The sequence below is a fragment of the Stenotrophomonas sp. 05N423 genome (assembly GCF_056397145.1).
On sequence record NZ_JBFTMV010000042.1, the window covers coordinates 1 to 425 of the forward strand.

The window sequence follows — 425 nt, forward strand, 5'->3', positions numbered from 1 at the left end:
GCCCACGTTGACTGCCCGGGCCACGCCGACTACGTCAAGAACATGATCACCGGTGCGGCGCAGATGGACGGCGCGATCCTGGTGTGCTCGGCCGCTGACGGCCCGATGCCGCAGACCCGCGAGCACATCCTGCTGTCGCGTCAGGTCGGTGTGCCGTACATCGTCGTGTTCCTGAACAAGGCCGACATGGTGGACGATGCCGAGCTGCTCGAGCTGGTGGAAATGGAAGTGCGCGAGCTGCTGAGCAAGTACGACTTCCCGGGCGACGACACCCCGATCGTGCATGGTTCGGCCCGTCTGGCGCTGGAAGGCGACCAGAGCGACATCGGCGTGCCGGCGATCCTGAAGCTGGTCGAGGCGCTGGACAGCTGGATCCCGACCCCGGAGCGCGACGTCGACAAGCCGTTCCTGATGCCGGTGGAAGA

General features: G+C 66.1%; 1 protein-coding gene. It reads left to right on the top strand.

Features of this window, described 5'->3' with window-relative positions:
• A partial coding sequence (locus AC1DGW_RS16885; RefSeq protein WP_478025207.1) for a GTP-binding protein occupies positions 1-425 on the top strand: 425 nt, incomplete at both ends.